This is a genomic window from Priestia sp. FSL P4-0332, from assembly GCF_038005845.1.
In the GTDB taxonomy this organism is placed as follows: domain Bacteria; phylum Bacillota; class Bacilli; order Bacillales; family Bacillaceae_H; genus Priestia.
Window position 1 is genome coordinate 1,647,449 of record NZ_JBBOUA010000001.1, and the last position, 23,149, is coordinate 1,670,597.

A 23,149-nucleotide genomic window follows, 5' to 3' on the forward strand; every position below is an offset into this window, starting at 1 on the left:
AGAGGGAGATACTTAATGTTGCAATCACTGATTTTTGATATGGATGGAACGCTGTTTCAAACAGATAAGATTTTAGAATTATCACTTGATGATACCTTTAACCATTTGCGTGCACTCAATCAATGGGATACTGGCACTCCTATTGATAAGTATCGTGAGATTATGGGTGTACCTTTACCAAAAGTATGGGAAGCTTTATTACCTATTCATTCAGATGAAATGAGAAAGTATACGGATGACTATTTTTTGAAAAGCTTAGTGGTGAATATAAGAAAAGGGAAGGGTGCTTTATATCCCAATGTAAAAGAGGTCTTTAGCTATTTAAAAGAAAATAATTGTTCCATTTACATAGCAAGTAACGGTTTAAGGGAATATTTAGAAGCGATTGTAGACCATTACGATTTGAATAATTGGGTGACAGAGACATTTAGTATTCAACAAATCCAAACTCTCGATAAAGGAGAGTTAGTCAAAACGATTATAAAGAAATACGATATCAAATACGCTGCAGTAGTAGGAGACCGCCTATCTGATATCAATGCTGCAAAGGATAATGGTTTAATGGCAGTGGGGTGCAATTTTGATTTTGCTCAAGAAGCTGAACTTGCGCAGGCTGATGTGGTAATAGATGATTTGAAGGAGTTAAAAACTATTGTATCTAACATAAATAGTAGCTTGTCAATCTAAGATCCTCGTACATAACCATTATAGATGGTTAATGTCTCAATTATAGACCTAAATCTACTGAAGTTGAAACATAAATAATGAGCGGTTCCCTTGCAATTTAAAATGTTTACATAATCTTTTCTTGTCATTAATAAATGGTTTACAATACTGAGCTATGCTTAGGTTAAGATTTCCAAAATAGTTTTATATTAAAAATAATTCTATGAGAAAGGAGATTTTTGATTATGACTTCGCATATGATTCGTAAATCTGATAGCGCTCACTTATGTATTAGAGGGTATAAGATAAAATTGACACTCAGCCAGTGGAAGCTTGTAAGCACTCGGAGATAATGGTTAACCCAACTATTAAAAGAGGAAAACCTCCATCTTAATTTAGATGGGGTTTTTTGCATTTCTTTTATTAACCTTTTAATTGGTTAACTATTTAGACTTTATAATAAAAAAGACTAATAAAAGTTAAAAAATGTAATAAAAAAGAGGAATATTATTTAAGTAAAATTAAAATAAAGCACAACTAAATATGCATTTTTTAAATGTTTTACCACTTTTTATTGACCATAAAAATTTAAAAGAATTAAAATAAATATAAAGTAAGTAATTACTTACATTTTAAAATTGTTTTGTAGGAGGATGAATATTTTTAATGTATAGTTTAAGTTTTCAAAAGGTGGACGAGGCGAATGAAAAAGTTGGAGCAAAAGCTTTAAACCTTATAAAAATGAAAAGAAAAAATTTACCGATTCCAGATGGGTTTATTATTCAAACGGAAGCTTTAAAGCGATATATCGAATGGAATGAGATTGATCGTCAAACAGATAATATACACGAGAGAATTTTGCACGGGGAAATTCCTATTGAAATTGAATCGGATCTCGTAGAGGCATTTCGAAACCTAAAGTGCTCTTATACGTCAGTAGCTGTTCGTTCATCATCCAGTGCTGAAGATTTAGAAGGCGCATCTTTTGCTGGCCAGTATGAAACCTATCTTAATGTGAAAAGTACCGAGGATTTTTTGAGTAAAGTGAAAGCGTGCTGGGCCTCATTTTTTACTGAAAGAGTCGAACAATATACTCAAAATATGTATGCTGATTTTGATGAAGTTTCAATGGCAGTTGTTGTTCAAGGGTTAATTGAGTCCGAAACATCGGGAGTCATATTCAGTCAAAACCCCGTCACTCATAATACAAAAGAAATGATGATTAATGCCAGCTATGGACTAGGAGAAGCAATCGTATCGGGCTTAGTAACACCTGATGTTTACCTGGTTAATAAACAAACCTTTGAGATAGAGAAAGAAAAAGGGCTAAAGGAAGTAAAAATAATTCCACTTGTTGAAGGCGTTGAAGAAATCGAAACAACGGAAGATGAGCAGCAAAAGTTTTGTTTAACAGACGAGAAAATCATTGAATTGGCCGAAATAACAAAAGAAGTAGAAGCTCTTTACCAACATCCCGTAGACATAGAGTTTGGTATTCAAGACAATCAAGTATATCTATTACAGGCAAGAGCGATTACCACGTTAACAGAGGCCAAAGAATTAACTCCTTTCCAAAAAGATATATCTTTAAATTTCGAGGATATGGAAGAGTTTTGGATTTTAAATGACACAAGTTTTTCTCATGCTGTTAGTCCTTTGTACGCTTCATTTATTATTCCGGCATTTTCTGAAGGAACAGCTTCTAGTTTTCAAAAGTTAAACTTTATATTTAATAGACTTAATTTAAAAGTGTATAAAGGGCATATCTACACAAGAACGGAGCCTTTTAAAGGAGATTCTGATAAGAGAAGCCAAGAACATAAAGAATTAATGGAAAGTATTTATCCAGTCTTAACAAAACGAATGAATCAAATTATTAAGGAGCAATTTTTACCTTACTATGACAAATTAGATAGCTCTACCTGGGAAAATCTAAACCTTCAGAGAGGAAAAGAGATTCTTCAAAGTTTGACTGATTTTTATAAAACGGCATATGATTTGCATTTTGACATTGTTATGCCTCAAATGTCTTTAAATACTATAGTTGAAGAATACTATAAAAACCTTACAAATAAAAAATCCGGACATGATGTTTATGAGCTATTAACCGGGAAAATGAACAAATCGTTGGAAACGGATCAACAGCTTTCTAGACTTGCTTTAATAGTTAAAGGCGATGCGGAACTTACTAAGATCTTTCAAGAAGAATGCACAGAAACTTTATTAAAGAAATTAGAGGAAAATAAAGCAGCAAAAAGCTTTATGGCTGAAGTAGATGCTTTTCTAAAACAGTATGGATATCGAAGCGTTGTAAGTCACGATTTTGTAGGAGAAACTTGGCTAGAGAATCCTCTTCACGCATTATCGATTATTCAAGGATATGTTAAGGACGGTTACAACTTTGATGAGAATTTCAAACAGACGGTCAAAAAACGTGAACAGAACTATAATGAATTGTTGATGCAGATAGAGGATAGCCAACATAAAGAAGAATTTAAAAAATATTATCATTGGGCATTAGATGCATCCGTTATAAGAGATGACCATCATTTTTATATCGATGCAATGTTGGATGCAAAAGCCCGTTTATTCCTACTCAAGCTAGGTAATTTACTAGTACATCATCATGTTTTTCTAGTGAAAGAAGATATTTTCTTCTTATATCTTGATGAGCTAGAGTCTCTTTTAGAAAATCCAGTAGACATGACAGAATTAATTGAGAAACGTAAAAAAGAACACGCAGAACATGAGAAAATGTCTAATTTGCCTAAATACTTCGGCGTCCCTGAACCAGCTCAGCTGAAAGAAGCTGAGAAATATATGGGAGCTATTGAGGAAAATGACGCTAACAGCGAACATTCTATTAAAGGGTTAGCCTCTTCCTCGGGAACATATACTGGAAAAGTAAAAGTCATTTCAAATACGAAGGAATTTTCCAAGCTGGAAAAAGGTGATGTTTTAGTATGTAAGACCACCACTCCACTTTGGACTACTTTATTTCAGACTGCGGGGGCTGTTATTACTGACGCTGGAGGTATTCTTTCTCATTCGGCAATAATTGCACGTGAATATGAAATTCCTGCAGTGGTTGGTACGAAAATAAGTACGGATAAGCTAAAGGATGGCGATATGGTTATGGTCGATGGTACGAATGGAATTGTCACGCTTTTAAATGAATAAATAATTCTCTTCGCTTCCATTTGACAACAGCTCTTTTTCCTTTATATACTGCCTAATGGAAAGTAAATACTTACATTCAGGAAGCATAAAGGATGATTAACATGAAAAAAGATGAAACAAAAAAGAAGATAACAAAAGCTATAATAGAACTGCTTAAAGAAAAAGGCTATAAAGGTACTACCACTAGAGAAATTGCAGAACAAGCTGGCGTTAATGAATTAACTGTTTTTCGCCACTTTGGCAATAAAGAAGGCATTATTCAAGCTATTGTCAAAACAACAAGCTTTTCGCTTGAGATTTTTGATAAATCAATTGAATGGGAGCTTGAAAAAGATTTGACGAATTTCGGTTACCTGTTACTAAAAGACTTTGATAATAACCGAGACATGATTTCAATTGCTTTAAAGGACCCTTTAATTTTCTCACAGGCGCACGAAGAAATTTTAAAAAAAATTAATGATACGAAAGAAATACTAAAAGAATACTTTGAAGAAATGCAAAAGAAAGGATATATCAAAGAATTAGATTGCTGTACACAAGCGGAGATTTTCCTAAGTACGTATTGGGGATATTTTATGTATAAACTAAATTTTGGAGACAAAGCCTTACATGCAGATTATCAAAATATGATAAAAAACAGTATAAAAACGTTTATAAAAGGAATTTCTCTCCATTAAAAGGAGGCAATAATGTTTGGGTAAACATAAAGAGCTTATCTTGATTATTTCATTACTAATTGGGACATTTCTTGTACCAATAAATTCGACAATGATTGCGATTGCTCTATCAACCATATCAGCTCATTTTAATGAACCACTTGCAAATATTTCGTGGGTAGTAACTATTTATTTAATTGTAATGGCTGTTACTCAGCCTATCGCTGGAAAGCTAGGAGATCTATATGGAAACAGAAATATCTATTTATGGGGCGTAGTGTTCTTTCTTATAGCATCTTTAGGCTGTATATTTTCAACTAATCTCATTTCCCTTATTATCTTTCGATCACTGCAGGCAGTAGGAGGAGCTTTACTTACTCCAAACACTATAGCAATCATTAGATATGTGGTGCCAAAAGAGAGGCTTCCTAAAATTTTAGGTGTATTTGGAATGGGAATGGGCTTGGGTGCTGCAATTGGACCATTGCTAGGGTCTGTACTGCTTGAAAACTTCAACTTGGAAGCTATATTCTGGGTGAATGTTCCTTTTCTTTTCTTAGCTTTAATCAGTGGAATAGTTATGATTCCTAAATTTAATGTTAAAAAGCAAACAAGCACTTTAGATATTCAAGGCTCCATTTATTTAGCAATTAGTATTTCTTTATTGATCTTGTTGACACACGGTATAGAATTTACTAAGGCTTTAATAATGGGAATAATATTTATTTTATCTACAATCTTGTTTATCAAAAGAGAAAATACGACAGAAAACCCGATTATCGATTTTTCTTTATTTAAAAATCCCACCTTTACAAGCGCTAATTTATCTATTATGCTTAGCAATTTTGTTATGTATGTGATTTTGTTAATTATGCCTCTGTTAATGAAGTCTCAATTTCATTTATCTACAGCGCAAACAGGGCTTGTTTTATCAGTTTTTTCGATTTCAATGTCTCTAAGCGGCTGGATAGGAGGATTATTAAACAATAAGTTTAGTTCTAAAAAAGTGATTGGATTTTCTTTTGCTATGATTATCGTCTCTAATATTCTTTTTTTATCTTTAGAGAATGTTGGATCTATTCTTTTTCTTATAGTGGCTTTAATTATTGGAGGTTTTTCTACAGGAATAGGTTTAACAAGCATGCAGGTGGCCTCGCTGGACTCCGTAAGTAAAGAGCAATCTGGTACAGCCTCTGGCATTTACTCAACGTTTCGTTATTTCGGAAGTATTGTTTCATCCACGCTTATTGCTCTCGTTACAAGCTATAACTACATCTTTATTATTTTAGGAGTATCGGGGATAGTAGGTATACTAGTAGCTAAAAACATTAAATCTGATAGCCAAGACATGATAAGCAGCAATAATTCCAGTGCAAAAGCATAGTTGTTTTTTGATAAAGCTTTTGGTTATATACACCAGTTACTAATCAATCAATAAAAAATAAGTACTGCTTCTAAAATAGGAGCAGTACTTATTTTTTTGCTTAAAAATCTTAGACAAAATGGCAGATGAATTCATCTGTTCCTTCAAAAATGACTTGTTTTAAATAAAAAAATTCTAATAATTCAATCTTGTTATTGACGAACTCGCATTTCAGATGTACACTTAAGTCACAAAGCTACTTAGTATACAAGTTACCTAAGTATACTAAATTATATTTTAATGAATATATCATTTAGAAAACAGCAAGTCATAAATTAATGAGGTGACTAAAATGAAAGAAATTAGTATTGAAGAATTAAAAGAAAAAGCCATTCAATTAAGAAAAACAGCTCTTACAATGATTTATGGAGCACAGTCTGGCCATCCAGGAGGTTCACTTTCTGCAGCAGATATTATGGCAGCGCTTTATTTTAAAGAAATGAATGTTGATCCGCACAACCCTAACTGGGAAGATCGTGATAGATTTGTACTTTCTAAAGGTCACGTTTGTCCCATTCAATATTCTGCTTTAGCTTTACGAGGATTCGTTCCCTATGAAACGATATACACGTTAAGAGAATACGGTTCTCCGTTTCAAGGGCATCCAGATATGAAAAAGTGCAAAGGTATTGATATTTCAACAGGCTCACTAGGACAAGGACTTTCGTGTAGCGTAGGTATGGCAATCGCAGGGAAACGAGATTTTAAAGACTATAGAGTTTTTTCTTTAGTAGGAGACGGAGAATGTCAAGAAGGACAAATTTGGGAAGCTGCTCAAACAGCAGTTAAGTACCAATTAGATAATTTAGTTGTATTTGTAGATAATAACAGACTTCAAATCGATGGATTTTGTGATGAAATTATGCCATTGCAAGATTTAGAGAAAAAATTTGATGCGTTTGGTTTTGAAACAAAGCGAATTAATGGACACTCCATGGAAGAGATTGTAGAAACATTGGATGAAGTAAGAGTAGCGAAGAATGGAAGACCAAAATGTATCATCTGTGACACGGTAAAAGGTAAAGGCGTTTCGTTCATGGAGGATGTGGCTGATTGGCACGGGGTTGCTCCTAATGAAGAACAATATCATCAAGCAATGGAAGAAGTAGCAGGAGGTTTAAGGTAATGAGCATACTAGAAAAAGATCTTACAGTAAAAAAAGCTACGAGAGAAGCCTTTGGAGATGAAATCGTAAAATTAGGGAAAGAAAATAAAAATATTTATGTCATTGATGTAGATATTGCAAAGTCGTGTAAAACAGTAAACTTTATCAAACAATTACCCGACCAGCATATTAATGTTGGTATTGCAGAGCAAAATGCAGCTGGGTTAGCAGCTGGACTTGCTACGACTGGTAAAATTCCTTTTGTAAGCACTTACGCGGTTTTTGGTTCGTTAAGAATGCTTGAACAAATTAGACAAGAAGTCTGCTATCCTAACTTAAATGTAAAGATTGCTTGTTCACACGGCGGTTTAACGCCAGCTAATGATGGCGGAAGTCACCAAGCTATAGAAGATATGGGAGTATTAAGATCGGTTCCAAATATGACCGTCATTATGGGAGCTGACTATTATTCTACTAGAAAACTAGTAGAACAAGCTGCTAAAGTGTACGGACCTGTATATCTTCGTTTTACTCGCGATACGGTTCCAATGATTTACGATGAAAATGAAGAGTTTACAATTGGAAAAGCCAAGAAAATTAAAGATGGAAGTGACATCGCTATTATTGCCAACGGTGATACAGTACGACTCGCTTTAGAGGCAACTAAAGAATTAGAGAAACAAGGCATATCTGTGAAATTACTAGACATGCATACTATTAAGCCTTTAGATCGAGAAGCAGTGGTTGACTGCTTAAATATCGGAAAAATCATTACGGTTGAAGATCACAATATTCTAAATGGCCTTGGCAGTGCCGTATGTGAAGTAGTTGCGGAAGAAGGAAAAGGTACAGTTCGAAGAATTGGTGTACAGGATCAATTTGGACAATCTGCGCCTTATGAAAAACTATTAGAGTTAAATGGAATTACTGTAGAAAATATTATTAAAACAGCTAAAGAACTGATTTAAGACTAACTAAATTAAATAGAAGAAGCTAACAAGATGGGGGAAATATAATATGTTTGATTTAAAAGAGAGAGTAGCAATTATTACTGGTAGCGGTTCCAAAAAAGGGATTGGACGTACAATCGCCCTGACACTTGCAGAGCAAGGAGCGGCTGTTGTTATAGCAGATATTAATTTTGATGGTGTTCAGGATACAGTAAATGAAATAAAAGAAGCGGGCGGCAAAGCCTTAGGAATAGAGTTAAATGTAACAAGTAAAGATTCTTGCGATGCGATGGTTAAAAAAACACTTGAAGAATTCGGTAGAATTGATATTTTAATTAATAATGCAGGGATTTCTCAAAAGGTTACCGTTCAAGATATGACGCTTGAAGACATTACGAGAGTGTTTAACGTCAATATGTTTGGGTTGTTTCTATGTACGCAAGCAGTATTAGAAACAATGAAAGATCAAAAGTACGGTCGAATTATAAGCCTGTCTTCTGTTTCGGCTAAAAGAGGTGGAGGCGTGTTTGGGGGGCCTCACTATTCGGCATCTAAGGCAGCAGTGCTAGGTTTTTCAAAGAACTTAGCGCGCGAGGTAGCCTTAGATGGCATTACGGTTAACTGTGTAGCTCCTGGATTGGTTAATACAGAAATTTGGAAGTCCCTTCCTGAAGAAGATGCAAAGTCTGTGATTGATAGTATTCCTATGGGTAGACCAGGTGAAGTGAAAGAAATCGCGGCTACAATTGCCTTTTTAGCTTCAAAAGAAGCTTCTTATATTACAGGAGAAGAAATTGATATAAACGGTGGCTCACATATGGATTAATATTCAGGTTCGTTATACAGGCATGCCATTATGGTATGCCTGTATAGCTGTTCATTGATAAAATCATTAGTAAAATGAGAAACTGACTACATAAATAAGGATTTTTTTGCTAGAAGATGCTAGGCTTGTTGCCCCTAAAAATAGAACAGTATATAATAATTATGTCTACTTAATTATGAATAAAATGAGTTAATAATTATAGAGAGAAGTGATTTCCATTAGTTTTAATCCAGTTTCCAATAATAAATTATATATTCAAATTTATAATCAAATTCTTTCTGAAATTCAATCTGGAGCGTTTCAAGTAGGAGATAAGCTCCCTGCTGAAAGGGAGTTGTGTGAACAATTTGGTGTAAGCCGAGTGCCTGTTAGACAAGCCCTTAGCGCCCTAGAATTGAACGGTTTTATTTATTCTCGTCAAGGAGAAGGTGTATACGTTAAAGAGTTTCAAACAGAAGCTGAAAATTCTCAATCAACACTTTTAACGGAATCTACCTCCCCTGAAGACATTGTAGAAGCAAGAATGAACATAGAGCCTCTTATTGTACGTTTTGCAGCTTTGAGAGCTACAGAAGAAGATATTAAGGACCTGCGCGCAACAATTGATAAGATGGAGGAAGAAACGAACGCAGGGGTGTATGTACCTGAAACAGATGAAGCCCTACATAACGGCATAGCGAAGGCTTCTCATAATGATTTATTTATTAGTATTATGGCAGCTATTAGCAATGCAATGAAACAGCAGGAAATGTGGAAGTTTATAAGAGATCGAACCGTCACTAGACCTGACTATCGAGAAGTTAATTTTAATGAACATAAATTACTTATTAATGCAATTGAACAACATAATGAAGAAGAAGCTGTGAGAATCATGAATTTTCACATGCGAAATTTGTATGATCGCTATTGGAAAGCTTAATTCCAACTAATTTTTTATTAAACTAATACCAAATATAGAGTCAAAAGGCAGCTAAAGTGTAGCTGTCTTTTTGCTGTTAAAAAGACAGCATAAAATGGGCAAGATTCAGTGTTTTCTTTCCAAACAAACTGTATATTTCTTTTCGTTTTTAATAAAATTCAGAAAATATTTAATCTAATAATTATATTGACAATTGATAGGTATGTAAGTACACTGTTTATGTAAGGTAACTTAGTATACAAGTAGCTAAATCTATAAAACGGAGGTAATGTAAATCTTAAAATTCATTATTCTTTACATTCTTTACAGCTCGATATTTTTTGAAGAGATTAGCAGAAGGGTTCGAAAATGTAAGCGTTTTTTACCGTTATTGTGCATTACAAATGTTTTGGATTATTAGGATAGAAATTAGAAAGTAGATTTATAGTGTTTTCATATCGCTAGTAAGGTTTTGGTGTATGATATTTTCTAATAGTTCTTACTTTTTTAAAGGATAAATAATACAGGGGGATACTTCGCTTTTCATTTTTTTATATTTCCATATGAAAGGGATTACAGAAGTAGGGACTAGATTTACTTAGACTTAGAAATAGATCAATCATCTTTTATATAAACTTTTAATTCTTTCTGTCAATTAGCCTAGAGCAAATACTCAGGTCAAAGACCGAAGAACATGAAGAGGAGAAAGATGGTAACCCAGGGAGGAATTATTTTGGATCCAATTAACTTAGAACGTTCAACTACTAAAAAAGTAACGTTAAGGCTCATTCCATTTCTATTTTTATGTTTTACCATATCTATACTTGATCGAGTAAATATTGGGTTTGCTGCATTACAAATGAATGAAGATTTAGGTTTTTCTAATGCTGTTTTTGGATTAGGGGCAGGGATTTTCTTTCTTGGCTATTTTCTTTTAGAGGTACCTGGCAGTGCTATGATGACGAAGGTTGGGGCTAGAAGATGGATTAGTAGAATCATGATTACATGGGCAGTAATTGCTATTTTGATGGCTTTTATCCAAACACCATGGCAGTTTTATACAGCAAGATTTCTTTTAGGAGTTGCTGAAGCTAGCTTTTATCCTTGTATGGTCTTTTATCTAAGTGGTTTTTATCAAACAAAACATCATGCAAAAGCAATTGCTGGATTTATGATTGCGATCCCTGGTGCTAATGCAATAGGGTCTCCTCTTTCTACTTATTTATTAGGTATTGACTGGTTAAACATGGCTGGATGGCAGTGGCTTTTCATTTTGGAAGCGATTCCAGCTTTAATCCTAGGTATTATATGTTTCTTCTATCTTGACGATAAGCTTGAGGATGTAAAATGGTTAACTAACGAGGAGAAGAAATGGTTAATCGACGTTACAACAAAAGAGAAGTTAGAAAAACAGGAAGCCAAACACTATACATTTGCTCAGGCCTTAAAAGATCGTGACGTATTAACTCTATCTTTAGGATACTTTTTCTGGATGGTTGGCTATTATGGCATCGTCATGTTTTTACCGACAATTTCAGAAGGGTTATCTAAAACTACTTCTCTTAGTACACATGCTATGGGGTGGATTTTAGGATTAATGTATGTTTGTGCAATGGTAACCATGATGTTGGTTAGTAACCACTCTGACAAGAAAAATGAAAGACGCTTTCACGTAGTTGCTTGTTTAGTAACAAGCGGCGTCGCATTGATTATTAGTAGCTACGTTGCAAGTACGAACATTGTTTTATCATTTGTATTCTTAACGATCAGTCTTTGCGGAGCGTTCGGAGCATATTCTCCGTTTTGGGCAATTCCACCGTCTTTCTTAACGGAAGCTGCTGCTGCAGGTGCCATCGCTCTTATCAATAGTATTGGTAATCTAGGCGGTTTCTTCGGACCATATATCGTGGGATACATCAAAGACCTAACAGGATCTTTTAATGCTAGTATGACATTTCTAGGTATTAGCATGTTCGTAGCGTCCTTTATCGTAGCTTTTTTATTAAAACAATCAGGAAGAGCTATTAAAAAAAATACAGTCGATCGATTAGAAAAAACTAGTTGATTCTTGTTTGAAAGAAATTTGTACTACTAGGAGGGGCCGACAATTAGTTTCTAGAGGCTGTCGGCCAACTTTCTTACATGGATAAGAATAACAGGGGTGTATGGCAATGATGAAGCTAGGAGTTTTAACAAGTGGCGGAGACGCTCCAGGAATGAATGCTGCTATTAGAGCAGTAGTAAAAACAGCTGATTATCATAACATAGAGGTAATGGGAATCGAGGGTGGTTACCAAGGTTTAATAGAAGGTAAACTTCATAGATTAACCTCTACGGATGTAGACTACATTGCGGATAAAGGAGGGACATTTTTAAAAACCTCCCGTTGCGCAGAATTTATGAAAGAGTCGGGCAGAATAAAAGCCTTAAGTATATTAAAGGATTATGGAATTAATCATTTAGTAGTAATCGGCGGTGAAGGCTCTTTTAAAGGGACACAGAAATTACACGAATTAGGTGTAAATGTCATTGGTATACCGGCAACGATTGATAATGATTTATCTTACACAGATTATTCACTTGGATTTGATACTACTTTAAATACGATATTAGAGTGCCTCGGTAAAATTAAGGATACAGATTTATCTCATGAAAAGACGACGATTGTGGAAGTAATGGGAAGATATTGCGGCGATTTAGCCCTGTACTCTGCTTTAGCAGGCGCAGGAGAAATTATCTCGACACCGGAAAGAAAATTAAGTTTTGAAGAGATATCTTCCAAACTGAACGAGAAAATTAAAAGTGGCAAAAAAGATAACCTAATCCTAATTACTGAAAAAATGTACGATATTCAAGACCTACAAAAATATGTTGAGGATCGATTAGATGTTAGCGTAAGGACAAGTATATTAGGTTTCATTCAAAGAGGAGGGCAGCCATCCGCATTTGATCGTATATTAGCAAGTAAAATGGGGATTACAGCAGTAGAATTATTACTAAAAGGGTATTCTGGTAGAGCCGTAGGAATTAAAGAAAATGACTTGATTAATGTAGATATTGAAAAAGTTCATTCGAAATTATCTAGTAATGATGATAAATACAGCTTACTGGATACCATTCTAGCTTAAGGATATCTTTTCTAACATACAATGATTTATCAAAATAGAGATAAAACGAATTTGTCTCTAAAGAAATGTATTTGAATACAAACGAATTTTTCTAATAAAAAGGAGGAAATAGACATGAATAAGCAGGTTAATGTAAAACAGGGAACTATCGTTTGTCAAGTATGTGGGAAAGTTATTGAGAATGTAGACAACTCTGAAGGGGTTAAAACATGGTACGGGAAGTGTTCTGAGGATTGTTCTAGGAAATAACGTATCGGTAAAAAGAGACTCCAAAAATCATTAGAATTTTAATTAAGACTATAGCTGAACGAGGAGAGTAATCTTATGAAAGTCATAATTGCTTCAGATCATGGCGGAATAAACATTCGTAAAGAGATTATAAATCTGCTAGGTGAAATGTCCATAATCTATGAAGATCTAGGCTGTGAATGCAGCAGTTCAGTCGATTATCCGGACTATGCGATTCCAGTTGCCAAAAGAGTAGCAAATGGAGAAGCCGATTTTGGAATTTTAATCTGCGGTACGGGAATTGGCATGAGTATTGCCGCTAACAAAGTAAAAGGAATTCGTTGCGCACTCGTTCATGACGTTTTTTCAGCTAAAATGACGCGTGAACATAACGATACGAACATTTTAGCTATGGGGGAACGAGTAATTGGACCAGGTTTAGCTCGCGAAATTACGAAGACTTGGTTAACAACCCAATTTGTCGGGGGCCGTCATGAAAATCGCATCTGTAAAATTACAGAATACGAAAATGTATCAGAATCTTCTCTTGAAAGAAAATAAAGACAGAAAAGGCAAGAATCAATTTGATTCTTGCCTCTTCCTATTATTTCACTTACTGATATGATGATTATATATCCTATCAGAATAGCGAAACTAACCATTCCAATTCTCATACCAGTTAACCTTCCGTAAAAGCAGCTTATTATGACAACACTGAGACTAATTATTTTTGCAATTAAAATAGATATAATAAAATATGCCTGATTTATTCTTGGGAGTTAAAGAAGTTTGTTTGCTGATGAAGAAATCTGTACGGTTAGTATCTATATATAGGAGGAAGCGAATATGCAGGATAAAACGATTATAACAAAAGTTATGGCTTACATAACTAGATTTAATGGTCATCATACAGAGTTATTAGTTTACAAACACAAAGATTATCGAGAAGCAGGAGTTCAAGTTCCAGCAGGTACTGTAGAACAGGGAGAAACAATTGAAGAAGCTTTATATAGGGAGGTCAAAGAAGAATCTGGATTAATGGAGTTTTTATCAGTAACAAAATTGACAACATATGTTTATCATCATGAAGGTAAAAGTCAGTATCATGAACGACATGTTTTTCATTTAGCAGTTAGCGAAGAAGTTCCGGAACACTGGGAACATGAGGTTAATTCTGAAGGTGAAGATGCAGGACTAATCTTTTCGTATTATTGGGTTCCTATTCAAGCTGTTCCCAAACTAGCTGTAAATCAAGATGATTGCATTAATCAGTTATTTTTATAGTTCTAAATTTATTAATAAGAGAAATATGCAGGTATCAAAGAGAATAAAAGTAATTTTATATTACATCAAACCGTCCAGATATATAGCAAAGGAGAATAGGAAACATGCTTAATCAATTAAAGCTGTGGGCTAAAAAGTTAAAAAAGCAGCTATTTATCTTATACTTAGCTTATAAAGATGAACGAGTATCTTGGTATACCAAAGTATTTACTGCTTGTGTTGTTGCATATGCCTTCAGTCCAATCGATTTAATTCCTGATTTTATACCGGTTTTAGGCTATATTGACGATATAATCATTGTTCCTTTAGGAATTATGCTTGCTTTGAAGATGCTACCTACAAGTATTATAGAGGACTGCGCAATAAAAGCAGAAGAGCTCATTCAAAATGAACGACCTAAAAATTGGGTTGCGGGTTCAATTATTATCATAGTATGGCTACTTATTTTTACGTGGAGCTGTTTTACTGTTTTTAAATTATTAAATTGAATGAACTCTTATCAAGAAAAAATATATTAGGTTTACTATCGATCGTTATGATACAAAATGGTAAATGATATATATAATTGAAAGGAGTACATTAGAGCAAATGCAGTAAATTGATATCCAAGAAAAAAAGATAGACAGAGCTCTCTTTCAATTTTTTTCCCTTTTTCCTTAAAGCAAGGAACAGAATCTACTATCTCCTCTTTTTTAAAAAAGAGCGGATTTAAGCTATTTCAGTTAAATCAACTAGAAGACGAATGTGCATATTACGGCGATTTTAAAGTCTCACATCGTGATATGGAGGCGTATTATTTGTCTTTCACTAATAAGATACTCTTTCCACATTCAGAAAAAGAAAAAGGCCTTCATAGATATTCAAAACCTTTAAATATAAGAGGTAAGTTAATTACAGATACAGAGTGCATTCCTTTTCAAATACACTCTGTTGATTTAACTACATGTCCTTATGAACTTGGGTTTTTAACCATTCGAACTGAGTTGAAACCCTTTACGTCTATGTCATTGTCTCATTCTTTAGAATTCGCAGATCGCTTTCGCGTATTAGAACCACGAACACGAAAAGATAGCAGTACAAAAATTGAATGCGATGGCAAGATATACAAGGGAGCAGGGGAATTTGTATTTAACAACCTCTTTGAGGGGCTCTCCCGCTTTTTTGAAGGTGATTCAAAGGAAAATTCTTATTTTGAAACCTTTTCTTTTTTTGAAGATGAAAGAATGTATGTCCAATCTTTAGTGGCATTAGAGAAAAATGAAAAAATCGATGTAGTTGATGTTTATCGAATGGGAAGTCTTTGCGGCTTAACTGTAGAGGGGAAGCCATATGTTCATGCTAATAACCTTCCTTACATTCAAGATTATTTACAAAAACATGCTTATCAGCGCTGGGCTCCTAGCACTTATTTTCTGATAGAAGAACATATTTTTACTTGTATAACGATTCAAGATGAACGTACAACTCCTGATCTAGCTAATCAGTTTTATGGAGAATTTTACTACGGGCTTGTATTAAATCTTTTTCACAAGATCGTTTTATTAAAATTAGCTAATACCTATACAGAGCTAAATATTGAAAAAGACGTGAAAGAAATGGAAAAATTAATTTATTCCATTAATTCGTTTACCGCCAATTATTTTTCGCTTGAAATAGTATCTCAGTCCCGAAGCCGTGATATTTTCTATCTTCTTAGGAAAAATTTCAATATTGAGTTGTTATATAAGGAAGCTAAACAATCTCTAGAGAGTTTATTTAGATACCAGGAAAACGTTAACGCGAAAAAAGACAGCCTGTTATTGCTGATTTTGACTCTTTATTCCGTAGTAGGTCAAATGCTTGGAATGGGGCTTGTAGTAAATGATTTTATCGGAAAAATCACATGGAGAAATATACTTGCGTACAATCCTGTAGAATATTTTGCATTAATCCTGGCAGCTAGCGGTGTCATAATTTCTCTGATACTAGGTATACAAAGTTTATATCAATGGATAATTGACCAAAGAAATCGAAAAAAATGGGTGAAACAAACTGTATTATCTTCAACAAAGGAATGAGAGCAGTCCTTTATTTCCTCCATATTTATCTTAAAACAGAAACAAAGATCGTATAGCCCATAATTGATAACCATAGGTATCAATTATGGGCTAATTTATCTCTATGCCTTTTTAAAAAATGTTCAGCTATATCGCTTTACAATTAAAAATAAATGTTGAAATTGAGCTAATTATCCGTTTTTTTAGTGTGTTTTTTTACTATCCATTTCTTATAGATGTAGTGTAAGAGGAAGCCTCTGTACTGATTTATAATATAGTAACTAACAATATAGAGTATACTTCCAAACAAAAAGCTATTAAGCAACATTCCCGTTAAAAAATTCTTTCCTACTTTCGCTCCTAGTTCTAGTCGATTGTCCAAATTTTCATCTGCACTTTGAAATAAAGTTTGATCAAGGTCGATTGGAAATATATATCCTCCCACTACTGTATTCAAGTAAAACATCAACGGAAAGGCCCACATAAAAAACATTCCACCAATGAGACCTGCTATGCTGTTTCCTTTACATAATTTAGCTAAACCTACGGATATTATAAGGCCCAATCCAAAGGTAGGAACAAAGTTCACAACAGAACCTAGACTAAAACCTAGCGCAACTTTATGTGAATGATCTTTTAATCTTAATAGTTTAATAAGTAAGTATTTAAACCGGCGCTTCAAAAATACTAATTTGCTCACATTATTCCTCCTATCTCTTCGCGCTGGCATCCTATCTTTCCTTTTGGTGTCCACCATTACAGAAAGGTGTTTTATTGTATTCAAGATTTAGCGTCACATAATTAAAAAGAAAAATGAGATTCAAGAACAACAGGTTTAACCATTATAAGTATATTTATACTTTATATGACAAAACAAATAATTACCTCCTAATAAATCAAGTGATTTTTGAAAATGTCACAAAAAATTCATAAATAGGTTGTTTCTTTTCTCTTTCTCCCTGCTAAAATTTTATAGTCAAGAACAAGAAAAATATAACATCGGGGGATATACTTAGTGAAAAAGATAATTTCTTCATTAGCTCTATGCTCGTCATTGATTGTTTTACCAACAATAAGCCAGGCAGCTTTAGGAGACAAGCTATTAAAAGAAGGTATGACAGATCCAGACGTAAAAGAATTACAGGATGTTTTAAGACAGAAGGGGATATTTTCAGCTACTTCGACTGGCTATTTTGGTTCAATTACAAAAGATTCAGTTTTAAGCTTTCAGCGTTCTCATAGTTTAACCGCTGATGGAATTGTAGGATCTAATACATATCAAGCGTTAATAGGTAATTCAACAAGTACGGTTACAAACGGTACACTTTTAAAATATGGAATGACTAGTAATGAAGTTGAAAAAGTACAGCAACTGTTAAAGGACAAAGGTTACTTTAACGCCACACCAACAGGATATTTTGGTACAGTTACTCAAACTGCGGTTATGAATTTCCAACGGGATCATGGCTTAGCCGTGGATGGAATAGTAGGTCCGGCTACTTTAAATGCCTTAAATAACGCATCTAGCAGCTCCACTGGTTCTTCAACTGTCAATAGTTCAACGCAAGCGACAGCTAGTGATATTGTTGCTTATTCCAAAAAATTCATAGGCGTACCATATGTTTGGGGAGGAACGTCTCCGAGTGGTTTCGATTGCAGTGGTTTCATTTATTATGTATTTAAAAATGGAGGTGGAGTAACTGTACCGCGAACAGTAGCTACCTTGTATCAGTCAGGAAAAAATACATCTACTCCAAATGTAGGAGATATTGTGTTCTTTGATACTACTGGAGGTCCTTCACATGCTGGAATTTATATTGGAAACGGGCAGTTTATTCATGCTGGAAGTTCAACTGGTGTAACTATTGCATCGTTAAGCAATTCTTACTGGGCACCTCGTTATTTAGGAAGTAAATCTGTCTTCTAATAAACTACAAAGCACTAGTTACCAAGAACGAGAAGGCTAAGATCAAGGTTAAGAATTAAAATTTTTTTGGAGATTACCTTTTTATTTTTATGAATATTGAGCTTTATGATACGATATGAAGTGAACTTTTTAAATGAGGGTCTATATGCAAAAAATTAAAGGTAAAAGGATAAAAATTAGTATATTTATGCTGGGATTAGGGATTATTTTTTTTCTGTTTGCCGGGAAAGAGCTTGTGGTAAACGAAAAACCGGTAAAATCTGATGTGATTATTGTGTTAAGTGGTGATAATGATCGACTGGAGAAAGGAATTGAATTATATAAAAAAGGCTATGCGGCTCATTTAATCCTTTCGAATGGTCAAGAGAATAATTTTTATCATCAAGCCAAGGAATCAGGGATACCTGAGGATTCAATTATATTAGAAAATCACGCTACAAGTACTACGGAAAACGCTAAATTCACAAAAAGGCTAATGATGAACTATCATTTTCAATCCGCTATCGTTGTTTCTTCCAACTATCATATGAAAAGGGCAGAAAAAAACTTTAATAAAGAATTTAAGGATACCCAAATACAATTAACCTATTGTTCTAGTGGAAGTCGCTATTATAATCCACAGAGGTGGTGGGAAACTGCTTTAAATAGAAAAGTTACCTACACAGAATACGTCAAGCTTATTGGCAATTATTTTGGTTTTAGCGGAAAGAAATCTAAAGAATTATTAAGAGAATTTATCTAACAAAATCGTATAAAAAGTCCATAGGGGATGCCTCTATGGACTTTTTGCTATTTAAAACTACGAGTAGTTGAACGTAATCTTGTAAGCTCATATGAAACGGAATGATAATGGATTACTTGTTTAACATAAAGGAAAGCACGGTGCCCCATATAAAGATTACTAAATAGAATAATCTTTGCAGCAGACCGGTAGGCATAGGAACAAAAAATACAAGCATGATGAGTATGAGGATGACTATTAAGGAGACTAAACAGCCATAAGTCCAATACTTGCCGCTGGTTAAAGAGGATGCATATATCCAAAGACCAGCTAAAACAGTGATCATGCCAAGTTGAGCGAATATTGAATGCCAAAATAAATTTATATCAGCCGGTATAAAGCCTGAAACAATGTTACCTAAAGCTAATATAAGAATAAAAGCTGTTGCTAGTTGGGTTATTTTTGTTTTCTTTAGGTTTTGTGAAATGTACAGAACACCAATTGAAAGTGTTAATCCGTTTATAATAAACAATACGTTCATCCAGAAATGGTCAGGAGAGCAAATTTCATGAGGTGCAATTGAATAGGTGTAGGTTCCACAAGAAGTTACGCCAAGATCACTCATTGCGTGATTTAAAACACTGTAGGGAGCAGTTGAAGTCAAAATAAAGAAAGGTTCAACTAAAAAATACAAGCAAGTAGCAAACCAGCTTAAAATGCCAACCTTTTTTGATATATACAGAATCATCACCTCTTAAAAAGCGTTATATACGAATTGTATATCCAAATAATGTTAAACAGAATGGTCTTGAAGCCTATTTTTATGTAGGGCTTGAGGTTGATGTGAGGAGGGAGGACAAAGTGTTTAAACTTAGAGGTGCTTATAGTAGGTTAAGAATAGAAGGACCTCTTTACTAATTTTTTGTAGGAGTAAAGAGGTCCAAAAGCGTCTTAATTAGAAATGAATAGATGCTGATTATGCACCCATACGTAAAGTTAATGTATTCTAAACGCGGTGAAATTCAGGACGTTTTCTCTAGAATTTTATAATCTGATGTTTTTTGAATATCTACATCATATTCATGTGCAAATCTTTCTAATTCCTTAAAAACATTTGGTGGATTAAATAATGCTATTCGCATATTCCACCCGTTTTCTACTTTTACTACTGCTAATTTTGTTTTCCAACTTAACCGTTTAAATACAATTTTTTTAATGTCCGTTGGTTTAACTGTTTTTGCATATACTTTAAACCATAATATATATGTTCTATAGGTTAAAGTATCTTTGTCTATCTGAAATTCATATCTGAGGAAAAGGGAAAGAAACGAACAAAGGATAGCAAAAAGAAGTAAAAAATCAAGTGCTTTATATTGAACTGCTTGAATGAGTAATAAATTATTTAAAAGTAATAAAGGAAAAACAATAGTTTTTTGAGCAGTAGCTTTAAATAACATAGAATCTCCTTTCTTTAGTAAATAAGCCAACTGGTTTTTTCTATGATATTATTTAAGTGTTAATTTAGATTAGATTTATATTAGGAGGTTTTTTACATGTATAACACCATTTCAGATTTTATCAAAGAATGGAACAGCGAAGCCACGCTAACTCAAAAAGTTTTGGATAGCTTGACAGATGATTCGTTGAAACAACAAGTTTACCCTGAAGGACGTACGTTAGGAAGAATCGCTTGGCATTTTACAACAAATATTCCAGATTACCTAACTGAGTTTGGATTAAGTATAGACAGGATAGAAAGTACAGCAAGCGTTCCATCTTCTGCCCAGGAAATCGCTATAACCTTCAAAAATGTAAGTTCTCACGCTGCTAAAATTATTGAACAGCAATGGACAGATGAATCTTTAGAACATACGCAAGAAGCGTTTGGTAGAAAGCAATCAAATGCGGCAATCTTAATGGGACTAATCAAGCATATTGTTCATCACCGAGGTCAAATTACAGTTCTTATGCGTCAAGCAGGCCTAAAACCTGCTGGAGTTTATGGACCTCCAAAAGAAGATTGGGTTCATTTAGGTGTGGAAAACCCACCGCTTTAATAATATCAGGTAAATAAAAAAGAGGCTGTCCACAGAAAATACTATAAAATTATTTTCCAGGCAGCCTTTACGTAAAACCTAATTAATCAGTTAGTACTTACTTTGAAAAAGCTTTTGAGTAATGCACAACACCTTGCATATTTTTTAATAATCCTCTGTTAACTCTAAGGCCATAAAGAATTCTTCAGGCACGTCAAAATGTTCTTTCTTATCGCTGTATTCTTCATTTAAAAAAGCGCTTTTCACAACTTCTTCAGTTTTATTATATTCTTCAGTGAGTTCTTGTTTAATTAAGATATCCATAATTAGTATGTATATATTTTATAGTGTTATATTTTATGAGTCCACCTTTAATACATAATATTTGTAAATTATTTATGGTAAAATATACTATATATGTTAAATTAGAGTGTGTAAAGAAGGGGTAATATCTGATGTTGCACGTATTATTTATATGTTTAGTAAGCTGCTTCATTATTTATATTGGGAAACGTGTATGGAAAAAAGGTAATACTAATTTCATTGCTGGGTATGGAAAGATATTTACACCTAAGGATGAAAAACAGCTCGCTAAAGGAATTGGCCTTATTATTATGTTATTTGGCTTTGAATCTATAATATTTTCTATTCTCTCTTTGTTTTTTGAAGGGCTTGGCTTTTATTATGGATTGCTGATTGCATTAAACTTCTTCTCTATATTTGGACTTATGATAAAGGATCAGGTGCAGGGAAAATCCTAAGGGGGAGAAAAAGATTAATAAAAATATTCGGCTTATGATTGGTTTAATCAGCACTATTATCCTGTGTTTTTATGGAGTAAGAGGTTTATTCATACATGAAACAATACCGTTTTCTTCTTATCTCTTTGCGGTAGGTGGAGCTATTTCCACCATTGCTCTTATCTGGGAATTAAAAAAGAAGGATGCAGCTTAAATTGAAAGGAGTCATGATGTGAAAAGACGATAATATGTTTAACACAAAGCTTTCAAGCGATACGTATGGAAATTATGAATGTACGGAGATGGTTGATCAAACAAAATATAATTCTAAGAAATATTTTAGAGCCTTCGGTAAAACACAAAATGGTGACTTTATTTATGCGATTAAAGGTGATGATAAGCATAAACAAGTTCTGCTAATTGAAAATACAGAGATGCCTATGTGGTTTTTATATTCTCGTCAATAAAGACGCTAAAGTGTCTACAAAATCCATTATGTTAATTAAAGAGGATGTATTATTTTTCTCTTGAAATATAGTTGGAATAAAGAAGGGGCTGCGTTATGAAAAAGTTCTCTCTTAGTTTATTTATTGCTTTTCTAGTATTTATAATTTCTGCTTGTTCAAATACAGAGTATGTAAACAATGTCGAGCACTTAAAATTACAAAAAACAGAGGTAAGGCTAACAGATGATAAAAAAATCGTTGGGGAGATGATAGTACCTGATAAAAAGAATAAAAGTAAACGTATCGTTCCAACCGAGTTATACTATACATTCACGATTGAAAACACGTCCAATAATATTATGGCTCTCTCTGATCTTGATAAAACAAAACTTCGCATAGAACCAGATAAGGAGTTAGTATCAGCTGTAAAAGAAGCAATTGGTTCAAATATTTATGATATGGATAACAGTAAGTTAGGGTTTGGTATGAGTATAGGAGAGATCCCATCTAAAGGAACCAGTAAATTTACTCTTAATTATACCTTAGGAGCAAAACAAAAAAATAATGAATTACCTCTTTTGCCAACTGAAGAAAAACTAAAAAAGTTACAAGCTAATGCGTTAAAGGGTACACTCATTATCTCCCAAGATGGAAAGGATATTGCCAAATTCAGATTAGATTCAAGTCAATAAACATGATTTTAAATTTAAATAGGCTAATAGCTCGCTAACTCTGACGATATACAGAGTTAGCGGACTATTGTTTTTATATTTAAGCGCTTGTAGGTGGATTTATTTTATATAGCCTTTTTAACCAAAAATAAAATTGATTAGCCTTACTTATTTAGTTATGATAAGCGCTCGAATAATTTCATTCCAATAGTATTTGAAGTTTTTTTC

At 33.7% G+C, this 23,149-nt stretch carries 23 protein-coding genes and 2 pseudogenes; 21 read left to right on the top strand and 4 right to left on the bottom strand.

What is annotated here, in order from left to right; translation table 11 throughout:
• The first annotated feature begins 15 nt into the window (after positions 1-15).
• The 15 genes and pseudogenes from MKY06_RS08330 to MKY06_RS08400 all read left to right on the top strand — a co-directional run bounded on the left by MKY06_RS08330 (position 16) and on the right by MKY06_RS08400 (position 16,401).
• A complete protein-coding gene (locus tag MKY06_RS08330) occupies positions 16-687 on the top strand; it encodes an HAD family hydrolase (protein WP_098526656.1) in 672 nt (223 codons plus the stop codon).
• A gap of 645 nt (positions 688-1,332) precedes the next feature.
• Positions 1,333-3,846, top strand: a complete 2,514-nt coding sequence (locus tag MKY06_RS08335; RefSeq protein WP_098526657.1) for a PEP/pyruvate-binding domain-containing protein — start codon at positions 1,333-1,335, stop codon at positions 3,844-3,846.
• Positions 3,847-3,938: 92 nt separating this feature from the next.
• Positions 3,939-4,523, top strand: coding sequence for a TetR/AcrR family transcriptional regulator (locus MKY06_RS08340; protein ID WP_098526658.1), 585 nt, complete (start codon positions 3,939-3,941; stop codon positions 4,521-4,523).
• A 16-nt stretch (positions 4,524-4,539) separates the two neighbouring features.
• Complete coding sequence (locus MKY06_RS08345) at positions 4,540-5,886, top strand: MFS transporter (protein ID WP_098526659.1); 1,347 nt, start codon at positions 4,540-4,542, stop codon at positions 5,884-5,886.
• A 313-nt stretch (positions 5,887-6,199) separates the two neighbouring features.
• Positions 6,200-7,051, top strand: a complete 852-nt coding sequence (locus tag MKY06_RS08350; RefSeq protein ID WP_289920574.1) for a transketolase — start codon at positions 6,200-6,202, stop codon at positions 7,049-7,051.
• Positions 7,051-7,998 (top strand): transketolase family protein, encoded by a 948-nt coding sequence (locus tag MKY06_RS08355; protein WP_013056350.1) that lies wholly within the window; start codon positions 7,051-7,053, stop codon positions 7,996-7,998. The genes MKY06_RS08350 and MKY06_RS08355 overlap by 1 nt, the downstream gene beginning before the upstream one ends.
• Before the next feature lie 49 nt (positions 7,999-8,047).
• Positions 8,048-8,806: an SDR family NAD(P)-dependent oxidoreductase gene (locus MKY06_RS08360; RefSeq protein ID WP_013056351.1), complete on the top strand. Its 759-nt coding sequence runs from the start codon at positions 8,048-8,050 to the stop codon at positions 8,804-8,806.
• A 208-nt stretch (positions 8,807-9,014) separates the two neighbouring features.
• Positions 9,015-9,725: a FadR/GntR family transcriptional regulator gene (locus tag MKY06_RS08365; RefSeq protein ID WP_025749192.1), complete on the top strand. Its 711-nt coding sequence runs from the start codon at positions 9,015-9,017 to the stop codon at positions 9,723-9,725.
• A 712-nt stretch (positions 9,726-10,437) separates the two neighbouring features.
• Positions 10,438-11,769, top strand: coding sequence for an MFS transporter (locus MKY06_RS08370; RefSeq protein ID WP_025601763.1), 1,332 nt, complete (start codon positions 10,438-10,440; stop codon positions 11,767-11,769).
• A gap of 106 nt (positions 11,770-11,875) precedes the next feature.
• Positions 11,876-12,832 carry a 6-phosphofructokinase gene (pfkA, locus tag MKY06_RS08375; protein ID WP_289913154.1) on the top strand — a complete coding sequence of 319 codons (957 nt, stop codon included), beginning with the start codon at positions 11,876-11,878 and terminating at the stop codon, positions 12,830-12,832.
• 114 nt (positions 12,833-12,946) lie between these two features.
• Positions 12,947-13,081, top strand: coding sequence for a GapA-binding peptide SR1P (locus MKY06_RS08380; RefSeq protein ID WP_107917869.1), 135 nt, complete (start codon positions 12,947-12,949; stop codon positions 13,079-13,081).
• A gap of 75 nt (positions 13,082-13,156) precedes the next feature.
• On the top strand, positions 13,157-13,621 hold the full coding sequence (gene rpiB, locus MKY06_RS08385) for a ribose 5-phosphate isomerase B (protein WP_013056355.1): 465 nt from the start codon (positions 13,157-13,159) through the stop codon (positions 13,619-13,621).
• Between the two features lie 285 nt (positions 13,622-13,906).
• Complete coding sequence (locus MKY06_RS08390; RefSeq protein WP_078081669.1) at positions 13,907-14,344, top strand: NUDIX hydrolase; 438 nt, start codon at positions 13,907-13,909, stop codon at positions 14,342-14,344.
• Positions 14,345-14,448: 104 nt separating this feature from the next.
• A complete protein-coding gene (locus MKY06_RS08395; protein WP_013056357.1) occupies positions 14,449-14,832 on the top strand; it encodes a YkvA family protein in 384 nt (127 codons plus the stop codon).
• A gap of 109 nt (positions 14,833-14,941) precedes the next feature.
• Positions 14,942-16,401: pseudogene (locus tag MKY06_RS08400) on the top strand (hypothetical protein).
• 166 nt (positions 16,402-16,567) lie between these two features.
• Here the strand turns inward: MKY06_RS08400 and MKY06_RS08405 are convergent.
• Entirely contained in the window at positions 16,568-17,080 is a 513-nt protein-coding gene (locus MKY06_RS08405; RefSeq protein WP_013056359.1) for a DUF2062 domain-containing protein, read from the bottom strand.
• A gap of 315 nt (positions 17,081-17,395) precedes the next feature.
• Between MKY06_RS08405 and MKY06_RS08410 the strand changes: the two genes are divergently transcribed.
• The gene (locus tag MKY06_RS08410; protein WP_013056360.1) at positions 17,396-18,307 is read left to right on the top strand and encodes a C40 family peptidase; all 912 of its coding nucleotides are present in this window, start codon (positions 17,396-17,398) and stop codon (positions 18,305-18,307) included.
• A 145-nt stretch (positions 18,308-18,452) separates the two neighbouring features.
• Positions 18,453-19,049: a YdcF family protein gene (locus MKY06_RS08415; protein WP_013056361.1), complete on the top strand. Its 597-nt coding sequence runs from the start codon at positions 18,453-18,455 to the stop codon at positions 19,047-19,049.
• Positions 19,050-19,161: 112 nt separating this feature from the next.
• Here MKY06_RS08415 and MKY06_RS08420 read toward each other — a convergent pair whose 3' ends face one another.
• Both MKY06_RS08420 and MKY06_RS08425 read right to left on the bottom strand, forming a co-directional pair.
• Entirely contained in the window at positions 19,162-19,776 is a 615-nt protein-coding gene (locus MKY06_RS08420) for a DUF998 domain-containing protein (protein WP_098322034.1), read from the bottom strand.
• Positions 19,777-20,050: 274 nt separating this feature from the next.
• The gene (locus MKY06_RS08425) at positions 20,051-20,485 is read right to left on the bottom strand and encodes a hypothetical protein (protein WP_029324321.1); all 435 of its coding nucleotides are present in this window, start codon (positions 20,483-20,485) and stop codon (positions 20,051-20,053) included.
• Positions 20,486-20,581: 96 nt separating this feature from the next.
• On the opposite strand from MKY06_RS08425, the gene MKY06_RS08430 reads away from it, so the two are divergent.
• A complete protein-coding gene (locus MKY06_RS08430; protein ID WP_053487079.1) occupies positions 20,582-21,085 on the top strand; it encodes a DinB family protein in 504 nt (167 codons plus the stop codon).
• A 198-nt stretch (positions 21,086-21,283) separates the two neighbouring features.
• Here the strand turns inward: MKY06_RS08430 and MKY06_RS08435 are convergent.
• Positions 21,284-21,388, bottom strand: a pseudogene (locus MKY06_RS08435) (GNAT family acetyltransferase); the annotation flags it as partial.
• A gap of 131 nt (positions 21,389-21,519) precedes the next feature.
• Between MKY06_RS08435 and MKY06_RS08440 the strand changes: the two are divergent.
• The 3 genes from MKY06_RS08440 to MKY06_RS08450 all read left to right on the top strand — a co-directional run bounded on the left by MKY06_RS08440 (position 21,520) and on the right by MKY06_RS08450 (position 22,942).
• On the top strand, positions 21,520-21,825 hold the full coding sequence (locus MKY06_RS08440; protein ID WP_025601743.1) for a hypothetical protein: 306 nt from the start codon (positions 21,520-21,522) through the stop codon (positions 21,823-21,825).
• Between the two features lie 227 nt (positions 21,826-22,052).
• Entirely contained in the window at positions 22,053-22,271 is a 219-nt protein-coding gene (locus MKY06_RS08445; RefSeq protein WP_025601742.1) for a hypothetical protein, read from the top strand.
• 95 nt (positions 22,272-22,366) lie between these two features.
• Positions 22,367-22,942 carry a hypothetical protein gene (locus tag MKY06_RS08450; protein WP_025601741.1) on the top strand — a complete coding sequence of 192 codons (576 nt, stop codon included), beginning with the start codon at positions 22,367-22,369 and terminating at the stop codon, positions 22,940-22,942.
• Positions 22,943-23,149: the final 207 nt, after the last annotated feature.

Bases quoted from the DNA above. Each gene is read 5' to 3' on its own strand.
- MKY06_RS08330 (WP_098526656.1), top strand. From the start codon at position 16: ATGTTGCAATCACTGATTTTTGATATGGATGGAACGCTGTTTCAAACA.
- MKY06_RS08335 (WP_098526657.1), top strand. From the start codon at position 1,333: ATGTATAGTTTAAGTTTTCAAAAGGTGGACGAGGCGAATGAAAAAGTT.
- MKY06_RS08340 (WP_098526658.1), top strand. From the start codon at position 3,939: ATGATTAACATGAAAAAAGATGAAACAAAAAAGAAGATAACAAAAGCT.
- MKY06_RS08355 (WP_013056350.1), top strand. From the start codon at position 7,051: ATGAGCATACTAGAAAAAGATCTTACAGTAAAAAAAGCTACGAGAGAA.
- MKY06_RS08360 (WP_013056351.1), top strand. From the start codon at position 8,048: ATGTTTGATTTAAAAGAGAGAGTAGCAATTATTACTGGTAGCGGTTCC.
- pfkA (WP_289913154.1), top strand. From the start codon at position 11,876: ATGATGAAGCTAGGAGTTTTAACAAGTGGCGGAGACGCTCCAGGAATG.
- MKY06_RS08380 (WP_107917869.1), top strand. From the start codon at position 12,947: ATGAATAAGCAGGTTAATGTAAAACAGGGAACTATCGTTTGTCAAGTA.
- rpiB (WP_013056355.1), top strand. From the start codon at position 13,157: ATGAAAGTCATAATTGCTTCAGATCATGGCGGAATAAACATTCGTAAA.
- MKY06_RS08390 (WP_078081669.1), top strand. From the start codon at position 13,907: ATGCAGGATAAAACGATTATAACAAAAGTTATGGCTTACATAACTAGA.
- MKY06_RS08395 (WP_013056357.1), top strand. From the start codon at position 14,449: ATGCTTAATCAATTAAAGCTGTGGGCTAAAAAGTTAAAAAAGCAGCTA.
- MKY06_RS08415 (WP_013056361.1), top strand. From the start codon at position 18,453: ATGCAAAAAATTAAAGGTAAAAGGATAAAAATTAGTATATTTATGCTG.
- MKY06_RS08420 (WP_098322034.1), bottom strand. From the start codon at position 19,776: ATGATTCTGTATATATCAAAAAAGGTTGGCATTTTAAGCTGGTTTGCT.
- MKY06_RS08425 (WP_029324321.1), bottom strand. From the start codon at position 20,485: ATGTTATTTAAAGCTACTGCTCAAAAAACTATTGTTTTTCCTTTATTA.
- MKY06_RS08430 (WP_053487079.1), top strand. From the start codon at position 20,582: ATGTATAACACCATTTCAGATTTTATCAAAGAATGGAACAGCGAAGCC.
- MKY06_RS08440 (WP_025601743.1), top strand. From the start codon at position 21,520: ATGTTGCACGTATTATTTATATGTTTAGTAAGCTGCTTCATTATTTAT.
- MKY06_RS08445 (WP_025601742.1), top strand. From the start codon at position 22,053: ATGTTTAACACAAAGCTTTCAAGCGATACGTATGGAAATTATGAATGT.
- MKY06_RS08450 (WP_025601741.1), top strand. From the start codon at position 22,367: ATGAAAAAGTTCTCTCTTAGTTTATTTATTGCTTTTCTAGTATTTATA.